Origin of the sequence: Streptococcus orisratti DSM 15617, from assembly GCF_000380105.1 — a bacterium.
In the GTDB taxonomy this organism is placed as follows: domain Bacteria; phylum Bacillota; class Bacilli; order Lactobacillales; family Streptococcaceae; genus Streptococcus; species Streptococcus orisratti.
On sequence record NZ_KB904491.1, the window covers coordinates 1 to 11479 of the forward strand.

The 11479-nt window shown below is 39.5% G+C and carries 7 protein-coding genes and 1 pseudogene; 2 read left to right on the forward strand and 6 right to left on the reverse strand.

Annotated features, from left to right (window positions below; all coding sequences use genetic code 11):
- The coding region (locus A3I7_RS12765; protein ID WP_018376447.1) for a helix-turn-helix domain-containing protein at window positions 1–208 on the reverse strand (208 nt) is incomplete at its 3' end.
- A gap of 96 nt (window positions 209–304) precedes the next feature.
- Window positions 305–949 carry a redox-sensing transcriptional repressor Rex gene (locus A3I7_RS0108950; RefSeq protein ID WP_018376448.1) on the reverse strand — a complete coding sequence of 215 codons (645 nt, stop codon included), beginning with the start codon at window positions 947–949 and terminating at the stop codon, window positions 305–307.
- 266 nt (window positions 950–1215) lie between these two features.
- On the opposite strand from A3I7_RS0108950, the gene A3I7_RS14915 reads away from it, so the two are divergent.
- Window positions 1216–6579, forward strand: a complete 5364-nt coding sequence (locus A3I7_RS14915; RefSeq protein WP_018376449.1) for a S8 family serine peptidase — start codon at window positions 1216–1218, stop codon at window positions 6577–6579.
- A 236-nt stretch (window positions 6580–6815) separates the two neighbouring features.
- Here A3I7_RS14915 and A3I7_RS0108960 read toward each other — a convergent pair whose 3' ends face one another.
- From A3I7_RS0108960 to A3I7_RS0108970, 3 genes are read right to left on the reverse strand one after another with little or no spacing between them, the layout of a single operon-like run.
- Entirely contained in the window at window positions 6816–7163 is a 348-nt protein-coding gene (locus A3I7_RS0108960; protein ID WP_018376450.1) for a DUF1831 domain-containing protein, read from the reverse strand.
- 1 nt (window position 7164) lies between these two features.
- Window positions 7165–8280, reverse strand: coding sequence for a cysteine desulfurase family protein (locus A3I7_RS0108965; protein ID WP_018376451.1), 1116 nt, complete (start codon window positions 8278–8280; stop codon window positions 7165–7167).
- Window positions 8281–8282: 2 nt separating this feature from the next.
- Complete coding sequence (locus tag A3I7_RS0108970; RefSeq protein ID WP_026217208.1) at window positions 8283–9257, reverse strand: ribose-phosphate diphosphokinase; 975 nt, start codon at window positions 9255–9257, stop codon at window positions 8283–8285.
- A gap of 166 nt (window positions 9258–9423) precedes the next feature.
- Here A3I7_RS0108970 and A3I7_RS0108975 point away from each other — a divergent pair, with 166 nt between their 5' ends.
- Window positions 9424–11211, forward strand: a complete 1788-nt coding sequence (locus A3I7_RS0108975) for a heavy metal translocating P-type ATPase (RefSeq protein ID WP_018376453.1) — start codon at window positions 9424–9426, stop codon at window positions 11209–11211.
- A gap of 86 nt (window positions 11212–11297) precedes the next feature.
- Here A3I7_RS0108975 and A3I7_RS14335 read toward each other — a convergent pair.
- Window positions 11298–11479 (reverse strand): annotated as a pseudogene (locus tag A3I7_RS14335) (IS630 family transposase); the annotation flags it as partial.

Below are 11479 nucleotides of genomic sequence, written 5' to 3' on the forward strand. Positions count from 1 at the left end.
CCTTTAGTTCCTTACTATACTTCATCCAGCGACGGCTTTCCTCTAGCCCCTCAATACCAGATTCTTTGTACTTCCGAACCCAGTTCGATAGGGTGTCTTTAAACACACCATGGTGCCTAGCTAACCAGCTAAGTGATTTCCCAGCTTCCAAGTGGAGTAGAACAATTTCTAGTTTCTCAGAGACAGACTTTGGACTTCTTTTGGACATAATAAAACTCCCTTTATAGTTTCTAGTGAAAATTTTTGTTTTTTCACTGTCCACTATAAGGGGAGTATATCAGTTTCATTCGCTTTTTACTTTTATCTATTTTGCTTCAGCCTGATTCATGAAGTAAAGTAGCGTTTGCAGTTCGCTTGTTAGATCAACATACTGGACAATGACATTTTTTGGAACATGCAGATGAACAGGTGAGAAACTCAAAATACCCTTGATTCCAGAATCAACTAAACTATCAGCAACTTCCTTAGCTTGCTCACTTGGAACAGTCAAGATAGCTGTTTCAATCTTGGTATTCTGAATATGTTCTTTAAGACTTGAAATACCATATATTGGAATACCGTCTTCAGTCTTAGTTCCAACAAGTGGGTTATCATCGGTATCAAAGGCAAGTGCAATCTGCATTTTGTTGCGATCATGGAAACGGTAGCGTAGCAGTGCACGCCCTATATTACCGCAGCCTACTAACAGAACGTTTGTAGTAGAATGATCTCCCAAAATATCCGCAAAAAAATTGACTAATTTTGTAACATCATAACCAAAACCACGGCGCCCTAGCTCACCAAAATAAGAAAAATCACGCCTTACGGTAGCAGAATCGATACCCATTGCATCTGCAATTTGTTTTGAGCTAGCTTTTTCAATATTATCCGCGTAAAAACGCTTAAAGATACGATAATAAAGAGACAGTCGTTTTGCTGTCGCCTTTGGAATAGATTTATCAATAGCCATGCTATTATCTCCTTGATTCTTAAACATCTCCATTTTATTTTAAAGAAACTTTGTGAAAAATGCAACATATTGGTGCGAAATTTTATGAAAAACCTAAAGTTTTGAAAAGTCTAAGGTGTTAGAAATTAGTTGATTTCGATTATCTTAGCTTGTTTGATAAAAAATATCAAATTATCGAAAACTATTGAATTTTCCGACAATTAGTGTTTTAATAGAAATCGTATTAACGTTTTAGTTAATTTAAGAAAAGTTTTAAGGAGATTTTTATGGCTAAATATCAACGTTTTTCCATTCGGAAATATAAAATCGGTGCAGTATCAGTTCTTTTAGGAACAGTATTTTTAGTAGCAACTGGTGGACAAGTTGCTGCTGACGAAGCTACTTCGCAAGTAGATAACACAGCTATCTTTGTAAAGGCCGATGATACAGCAGTAGAGACTATTGTCGAAACTACAATAGGTACAGGGGCGGATCCAATTTCTTCACAGGCAGAAGCCCCATCAATACCTGCAAGTCTAGTTACGGATGTTGCTACTGAAGTTACAAGTGATGTTACTGAAAATATTCCAATTTCTGAACGAGTTGCTCTAACCAAGGACGTACCAGAAACTCAAGTCACTCCTACAATACCAAAATCACAAGAAGTAGCAAATGATGCACCTTCTGAACATTTACAAGCAGAAGTGGAAACTAAGGCTGTTTACGAAAATGGTGAAAAAACTGAAGTTGCCAACAAACCAGATCAGCCATCAAGTATTGATTCTGATAAAATCATAACAGCGGATAAGACTTGGGTAGGGGGCTACAAGGGAGAAGGGACCGTTGTTGCTGTCATCGACTCAGGCCTAGATATTGACCATGATGCTCTGCGTATCACTAATATTGATGCTGCAAAATATAAAGATGCTAACCAGATGGAAGCTGCCAAAAAGGCTGCGGGCATTTCTTATGGTAAATGGTACAATGACAAGGTCATTTTTGCCTATAACTATGTTGACGTTAACGATGATATTAAGGAAACTGATAAGCACTCTCATGGGATGCACGTTACAGGCATTGCCACGGGGAATCCTTCGCAGCCAGATAGTGGTGAATTCGTTTACGGTGTTGCACCAGAAGCTCAAGTTATGTTCATGCGTGTTTTCTCGGATGTCAAAAATACAACTGGTCCAGCGATATATGTTCGCGCCATTAAAGATGCCGTAAAACTTGGAGCAGATTCTATCAACCTTAGTCTTGGTAGTGCGGCTGGTTCTGTTATTAATTCAGAAGAAAGTCTTATTGCAGCTATTGAAGAGGCTCGTAAGGCGGGAGTTACTGTTGTCATGGCAGCCGGTAATGATGGCACTTGGGGTTCAGGACAGTCTAACCCGCTTGCTGAAAATCCAGATTATGGCTTAGTCGGAACTCCTTCAACTACACGTGACGCAATTTCTGTCGCATCTTATAACAGCACAAGCATTATGAGTAAAGTTGTGCAGATTGTTGGCATGGAAGACAATGAAGCCTTAAATTATGGCAAGAGTTCTTTCTCAAATCCTGAATTGAGCAAAAAAACCTTTGAAAAAGGACGACAATACGATTACGTTTACCTTGGTACTGGAAAGGCTGATGAAATAGGCGACCAAGATCTCACTGGTAAAATTGCTCTAATTAAACGTGGAGAGATTACTTTTTCTGAAAAAGTTGCTAACGCAGCGGCCAAAGGAGCGGAAGGAGTTGTCATCTTCAATCATACAGCTGGGGAGGAAAATATCAGCATGCAGCTGGATGAAACAGCTGTCTCAATCCCATCTATTTTCATTCCGTTTGAATTTGGTAATGAATTAGCTGCACATCCAGAAAAATACAAAATTCAGTTCAACGGAGAATCTGATAAGTTAGTTCATCCTCATACAAATGAACTTTCGGATTTTAGCAGTTGGGGACTTTCAGCAGATGGAGAATTGAAACCAGACCTTGCAGCACCAGGAGGTGGTATTTATTCGTCTATCAATGATGGTGAATACGCTAGTATGAATGGAACGAGCATGGCATCACCTCATGTGGCTGGCGCAGCTGCTTTAGTTAAACAGTATCTTAAAGCCAACTTTCCAACAAAATCAAATGATGAAATTGAAGCTCTGGTTAAACACTTGCTGATGAGTACTGCTAAAGCTCACTTTAATACTGAAACTCAAGCTTATACTTCACCACGCCAACAAGGTGCAGGGATTGTAGATACACAGGCAGCAGTGACAAAAGAACTCTATTTGACAGGTTCAGATGATTACAGTAGCGTTACTCTTGGAAACGTCAAGGATAGCTTTAGCTTTGATGTCACTATCCATAACATTGGTAACAACGATCAAAGACTGAAATATCTGACTAACCTTAATACCGATGGCGTTGAGAATGGAAAATTCACCCTCAAACCACGCTCACTGGCGACTATTGATGGCAATGATATTACTGTAAAAGCTAATAGTACAGCAACCGTTACTATCACAGTTGATGCATCAACCTTTGCCAAAGAACTTCAAGAACAAATGCCAAACGGTTACTATCTTGAAGGTTTTGTCCGTTTTGTTGATTCAGTAGATGGAGTTGATGTTGTCAGCATTCCTTACGTTGGCTTTAGAGGTAATTTCCAAGACCTTGCTGTTACAGAAAAAGCTATCTATAGTCTTGTGGCCGATGGTAAAGGCGGATTCTACTATCAAGTAAAAGACAATGTTGTTGCCACTAACGCTGATGTGACAGCCCTCATCACAACAAGTTCGGAACCTGTTTACTCGGCTACCAGTACCATTTCTAACACACCCGGTACTTACAAGGTATTGGGAACGTTCGCCAATGATAGTGGTCAATTCATCTTGAAATTAGATGATGGGAAAGCTCATCTTGCCATATCTCCAAATGGTGATGGGAATCAAGAATTATTGGCTTTTAGAGGCGTCTTCCTACGTAATTTCTCTGATCTAAGTGCTTCTGTTTATGCAGCAGATGACCAAGAACTAGCAAATCCACTTTGGGAAAGCCAATCTTCAGGTGGTGAGAAGAATTTTTATTCTGGAAATCCTGACCACCCAAAATCAAGTCTTATGTCCAATACATACTGGGTTGGCACCGATAATAAGGGACAAGACCTTCCAGATGGTCACTATAAGTATGTTTTGCGCTACTTACCAGATGTTCCTGGTGCAAAAGTTCAAGAAACTATTTTTGATGTCCTTATTGACCGTCAAGCTCCTGTTGTGACAACAGCTACTTTCAATGCAGATACACTTAACTTTAACCCTCGCGATGCTGTTGATAAAGGTGATTCAGGAATTTTCCGTGAACGCGTTTTCTATCTTGTCACTGATGAAAATGGTAATCAAAGTAAATTTGATATCAACGATAACACTGGAAAAATTCAACTCGTGGATGATAAGGTCTATGTTGAACAAGCCGCAGATGGCTCCTTCACTTTACCACTTGACAAGGCAGCAATCGGTAATTTCTATTATACTGTTGAAGACTACGCTGGAAATATTACATCTGCAAAAATCTCTGATTTAATTACCATTGGTAACAAGAATGGTCTTGTGCGTGTAAATGCGCGCGATATCGCTACTGATGATGAGACAGGAATTGATTTCTCTTATTCTGTCAAAGATGCTAAGGGACAAATCATTTCAGAGGTACCACGTTATGCTGGAAATAATGACATCTTGATTTTGCCATTTGGAACTTATACAATTGAGATGTTCTTGTATGACACTGACAGAGCAGTTCTGGTCGGTGAAACCAAGAAAACTATCACTATTTCAGAAACTAACAGTCTGGAAAATGTTAGCTTCTATGTCAACACCCTCCAAAGAGCTAATCTCTTAATTGACTTTGACAAGACCTTGCCAAAAGACACTGTTGTTGGAATAGTGTCTGAAAACGGCAAGACTTACCAACTTCCAGAAGCGCGTTACTCAGAAAGTGATTATGGTAAAGTTGTCTATGTTGGTAAATACAAATTGCTACTAAACCTACCTGATGGCTATGAACTGCTTGAAGACCCGACCTTTTCAGTAGTTGCTGGACGACCAAACAAGGTAAACTTTACTGTTATAGACAAGACAGGCTTAAAGGCAGAAGAAGAACAAGCCTCAGCAGTTGTAGACAGCGCCCTTTATTACAATGCTTCTCCTGATAGGGTTGCTGCTTATGACAAGGCTCTGGCAGATGCTCAAAGCATACTCGTAGCTAAACGCAAACAAATTGATGTAGATGCCGCTCTTAAAGACCTCACAGATGCTCGCGCTGCTTTAAACGGGAAACCAACTGACTTTTCAGTTCTCACAAATGAAAGTCAGGCTTACGATATGATTCTTACGACACCAGCTTATTACAATGCGGATCCAGATAAACAAGTAGCCTATGACACCGTTAGACGTGCAGCACAGCTTGTTCTGGCGAATCCGAAAGCTAGTCAAGCGGAGGTAAATGATGTAACCGATGATTTGCTCAAGGCTCATCAAGCTCTTAATGGTCAAGTGACAGCTCTTACAGCATTACAGGCTGAATTAGCAAAACATGATGACTTGCTTTCTAGCCCAACATATTACAATGCGCAGCCAGATTTCCAAAAGGCTTATCGCACAGCCTATGCAGTGGCTCAGGAAGTTTTGAAGAAAGCAGATGCTCACCAACTAGAAGTTGATCAAGCTTTAAAAACGCTTCAAGTTGCTCGTGCTAATCTTGATGGCAAGCTTACTGTGATAAAGGAAAACTTGCTTTCAGCTTTGCTTGATGCTCAAAAAGCAGACATAAGAAATAAAACACCTGAAAGTCTTGAAGCTCTCAAGGTAGCTATAGATACTGCAACGGTTGTACGCTTTAAAGAGGATGCAAGTCAAGATGAAGTAGATGCTGCAACTCAGGCTCTTGAAAAAGCCATAGCAAGTCTAGTAAATCTAATTACAAAAGTCCCTGCTGTCGCTCCGACTGCCGATGAAAAACCAGAAGCAGTTATCACAGAGCGAGACATTGCCTACACTAGTCGCATAGTAGAAGATCCAAATTTGCCTGAAGGAACACGGCAGGTCCTCATCAAAGGACATAATGGACTTCGCCGTCTTGTTAGTGTTAACGGAAAAGTTATGATTGATGAAGTTGTGACTGAAGCGGTAGAAGAGCTTATTTTAGTCGGTACTAAAAAAGAGCCTGTACCAACACAATCGGAACAAGTCAACAAGAGCGGCTTGTATAAATTAGTCAGTCAATCAGATGAATTTAAACGCACATCCGCAAGTTACCAAAATGCAAGTACATCCGCTAAATCAGCATATAATCAAGCTCTTCGAGTAGCTCAAGCTATTTTAGCAGATGCTAATACGAATCAGATACAGATAGATGAAGTACTAGCAAACCTTGAAGAGGCTAAGGCTAGTCTTGATGGTCAAACAAACTTTGGAGAACAAAACATTGTTACCCAACCTGTCACTTTGACTCCTAAACCACGAGTAGAGCAAACGCAAGCTAGTCCGATAAAAGAGCGGGCAAACGACACCTTGCCAACAACTGGTGACCAAAGCACCCCCATCTTAATCAGTTTGTTCGGTATAATGCTGACATTCTTTAGTTTCTCAGAAATTCGTAAACGTCAGCACTAATGCGTTGAAGATTCAGAGAACACAGTCTGTATCAATAAGATGTAGATAGAACTAATGTCCATCACACATCAAGGTAATAACAACTTATTTTGATTATCAAAGAGTAAAGCTTCACTATTTCATAATTAAAACAAGCTCTCAGACTAGTGGGAGCTTGTTTTTTGGGAATAATAAAAATTCCCTCCTAAAGGGGAGGAAAACGAAAATTTATCATGATCAAACGAAATACGTCAATCTCATATTTCTTTTTTAGTAAAAATTCCTCGTTCAACAAGGCTATCCATGAGGAAGTAGAACTTATCTTGAAGAATTTTATGGTCAGCTGACTTGAAAATATTAACCGAACGAAGACCCGATTTGTCCGTAATCATCAATTTAAAGCCGTTTAAATCCTTATTGATAGTAATTTTCAAAGGGAAACCATCATTTGAATTTGGAATGGTCTCTAGCAGGCGCGTCAACTCGTAATTGCCGATTTTTGTTTGTACAAAAGTATTATCGCGAAGCGTGTATTTTTTAACATTTGGGCTAATAGCATAGCTGTAACGGCAATCAGTCAATTTAATTTCTTTTTCAAAAGCCATCTTAATTTCCTACAATTTCTTTTAATTTTCTTGAAAAGAGACGAACTTCATCAATTGTGTTCATCTCAGAAAAGCTAACACGGATAGACTCAGTTAAACGTGGAGAATCTGCACCATAAATACTAGATAGTACATGACTAGGATCAACAGTTCCAGCTGTACAAGCAGAGCCAGTAGAAACTGCAAACCCCGCTAAGTCTAGTTGTGTCAACAAAATGCCATTATTTTTATTAGGAAAACCAATGTTAATGACATGAGGAAGAGTTACATCGCTACCGTTGATGTAATAATCGAGGTTTCCTAACTCATCAATAAAAGTTTGGTGAAGCTCTTGGACATGTTGATAATTATCTTTTAAATTATCGTGACTGTCTTTTAATGCTTGAGCCAAGCCGGCTATACCTACCATATTTTCAGTGCTGGCACGACGTTTTTCTTCTTGCTCACCTCCATGAAGTAAATTGTCAAAGTGCAAAGCATTGGCATAGAGCAATCCTATACCTTTAGGACCATGAAATTTATGAGCAGAAGCAGATAGAAAATCAATACCTAATGATTCTGGAGCCAAAGGAAGTTTTCCAGCAACCTGAACAGCATCAACATGGAAAACAGCTTGGTGTCCTCGTAAGATTTGACCAATATCTGCGATAGGGAAAATATCCCCCGTCTCGTTATTAGCATACATGATTGAGACCAAAATGGTATCTTCACGAAGCGCTTCTCTGACCTGCTGGGCTGTAATTTGACCATTTTCAGGTTTCAAGTAGGTGACTTCAAATCCAAAGCGATGTTCTAGGTATTCCATAGTATGAAGTACGGAGTGGTGCTCAAGAGTAGTGGTGATTAAATGCTTTCCCTTGTTCTGATTAGCAAGAGCATAGCCTTTGATGGCTGTATTGTTGCTCTCGGTACCACCAGAGGTGAAGATAATATGACGAGGTTTAGTATTTAAAATATCAGCTATTGTTTGTCGATAGCTACGTAAGCGCCGATTAGCCTTGCGGCCATAGGTATGAATACTGGAAGGATTTCCGAAGTCTGTTGTCATAACCTGAGTCATAGCTTGAATAACAGATGGCGTCAAAGCTGTTGTCGCTGCATTATCGAGATAAACCATGCTTAATCCTCGTCTTTAGAATTATAAGCAAATAGCGGACTCAAGGGTTCACGACGTTGAATTCGGATGAGTGCATCGCCCATCAAATCACCAGCTGAAAGGTATTTTAAGTTGTGAGGAGTACGTTCTTTGGTAAGTACAGAGTCTGTCACTACAATTTCCTTGATAGGTGCGGTGTCAAGGATTTCAGTAGCACCACCTGCAAAAAGTCCATGACTAGCAACAGCATAAACTTCGGTTGCGCCGCCACGTTCCAAAATTTTAGCTGCTTCAGCAAAAGTCTTACCTGTATTTAAAATATCATCGATAAGGATTGCTTTTTTACCTTCAACTTCACCAATAATATAACCTTCTTCGCGATGTGCATCATCTTGTGCATAGTCAATAATAGCGATAGGTGAGTCAAGGTATTCAGCTAAGCTTCTGGCACGTTTGATACCAGAATTTTTAGGGCTGACAACGACAACGTCCTCGCCTTTTAGACCAAGGTTGCAGTAATATTCTGCGAATAGTGGAATCGTGAAAAGATTATCAACAGGAATATCAAAAAATCCTTGCACTTGAACGGCGTGTAAGTCAAGGGTAACAACGCGGTCAACTCCTGCCTTAACCAACATATTAGCTACTAATTTTGCTGTAATGGGTTCGCGTGATTTTGCAACACGGTCTTGACGTGAGTATCCAAAATATGGCATAACAACCGTCACAGTATTAGCACTGGCCCGTTTGCAAGCGTCAATCATGATAAGAAGTTCCCAAAGGTTATCGTTGACAGGGTAACTAGTTGATTGGATGATATAAATATCATCACCACGTACTGTCTCCTCAATATTAATCATGATTTCCCCATCAGAGAATTGTCGTGAAGAGACACGTCCCAAAGGAACGCCGGCTGCTGCAGCGATTTTCTCAGCGATTTCGATGTTTGAACTCAATGAAAATAGTTTAAGTTGTGGTGCGGCATAATATTCAGCCATGATGTTAGTGTGCTCCTTTAAATTGATATTCCTATTGTACCAAAAAAGATTAACTTTTTCACCATAATTTATCAAACAAATAGGTTGCATTTTACTCCTTTATTTAGTATCATTCTAATTAAGAAAAAGATATTTAGAATAATTCTAAATAAGAAAGGCGCTTTTTATGAATTTCAAAAAATTTTTAACGACCCTTGCCATTGGAGTTTTAGCTATCATAATGGATTTTGGTTTTAATAAATCTAATCTTGCTTTTATCATCGTAGCTATTGCAGGTGGTGTCGTGACTTTTAGCATGTTGATGGAAATGATTCGAACGCTGAAATCAGGCAAATATGGTGTGGATATTTTGGCTGTAACAGCTATCATATCAACCTTGTGTGTAGGAGATTATTGGGCAAGTCTGATGATTCTTGTCATGTTAACAGGCGGAGAAAGTTTAGAAGATTATGCTAGTCGCCAGGCACATAGAGAACTTCAAAGTTTGCTTGATAATTCGCCTCAAGTTGCCCATCGATTAAAAGATGGAAAATTTGAGGATATTGAGGTCGATAAGGCTGAAATCGGAGATATTCTTCTGGTGAAACCCGGAGAATTAGTTCCCGTAGATGGTCAAATAGTTAAAGGTCAATCTAATTTTGATGAGTCTTCTTTGACTGGTGAATCTGTTTTAGCGGAAAAAGGGGTTGGCGATGACATCCTCTCTGGCTCTATTAATGGAGACCAATCCATTCAATTTGAAGTAACCAAGTTGGCCAAAGACAGTCAATACCAACTTTTAGTACAATTGGTTAAGCAATCTGAAAATGAATCTGCCCCATTTGTTCGTCTTGCAGATAGGTATGCTGTACCTTTTACCATCGCTGCCTACTTAATCGGAGGAATCGCTTGGTTTGTAACCAAAAATCCAGTTCGCTTTGCCCAAGTTTTAGTTGTTGCTTCGCCATGCCCTTTAATTCTCTCTGCTCCAGTGGCTATGGTAGCAGGAATGAGCCGTTCTAGCAAAAATGGTATTATCGTAAAAACAGGAACAACTTTGGAAAAATTATCACGAGCAAAATCTATTGCTTTTGATAAGACGGGAACCCTCACTCAGGGACAGTTGCAAGTGGATAAAATCATTCCACATGGTATTGATAGTGAAGAACTCTTAATTTTAGCCGCTAGTGTTGAGCAAGAATCGTCTCACATTTTGGCACGTTCGCTATTAACATATGTACAAGCTCAAAACATCACCATTCGGTCGGCCCTTGATGCCAAGGAGATTACTGCACAAGGAATTCAAGCTCTAATTGGAAGTGATTTGGTTAAGGTAGGTAAACTCAGCCTCATGCCAGAGAGTGCTAAAGATTTTGCCACCAATCAAACGACTATTTATGTTTCTAAAAATAATCAGTTCATTGGTTACATTAGTTTTAAAGATGCTATTCGTCCAGAGTCCAAACAAACCATCGAAAACCTAAAAGCACAGGGGATCAAACGTGTTATCATGCTGACAGGGGACAAGTCGGAAGTGGCGAATGCAGTAGCGAAAGAAGTCGGTATTGACGAAGTCAGGGCAGACTGTTTACCAAGTGATAAAATTGCACGTTTGAAAGAAACTAAAGAGGATGAACGCCCTATTATTATGGTGGGAGATGGCGTTAATGATGCACCAGCTCTCGCAATTGCAGATGTCGGGATTGCTATGGGAGCTCACGGTTCCACAGCAACCAGTGAGAGTGCTGATGCTGTCATATTGAAAGATGATTTGAGTAAAGTTGCACAGGCTATCAAGATTTCTCAAGATACTCTTCGAGTTGCAAAACAATCTGTTCTAGCAGGCTTATTGATTTGTTTGATACTTATGCTCATTGCAAGTACAGGTGTCATCCCTACTTTACTCGGTGCAATGCTTCAAGAAGTGGTGGATACAGTTTCTATTTTGTCAGCTCTTCGAGCCCGCAAAGATTAAATAACCCCCATCCGTAAGGATAGGGGATTTTTTATAGCCAATAGAGATTTATCTAAACTATAACAGTAAGTAGTATCTGCTCATACTCAGTTAAAATCAAAAATAGCGGAAATCCAGTCTCTATGTACAATTGATTTGAGTTGATAAGCAGTTAAGGTTTGAATAACCTCTTCAAGTTTGTCAATTACCTCATTTAAAGTCTTAAATACTTTATTCTTGAAACCAAGTTTACGAATCTCAGCCCAGACTTGCTCAATAGGATTCATTT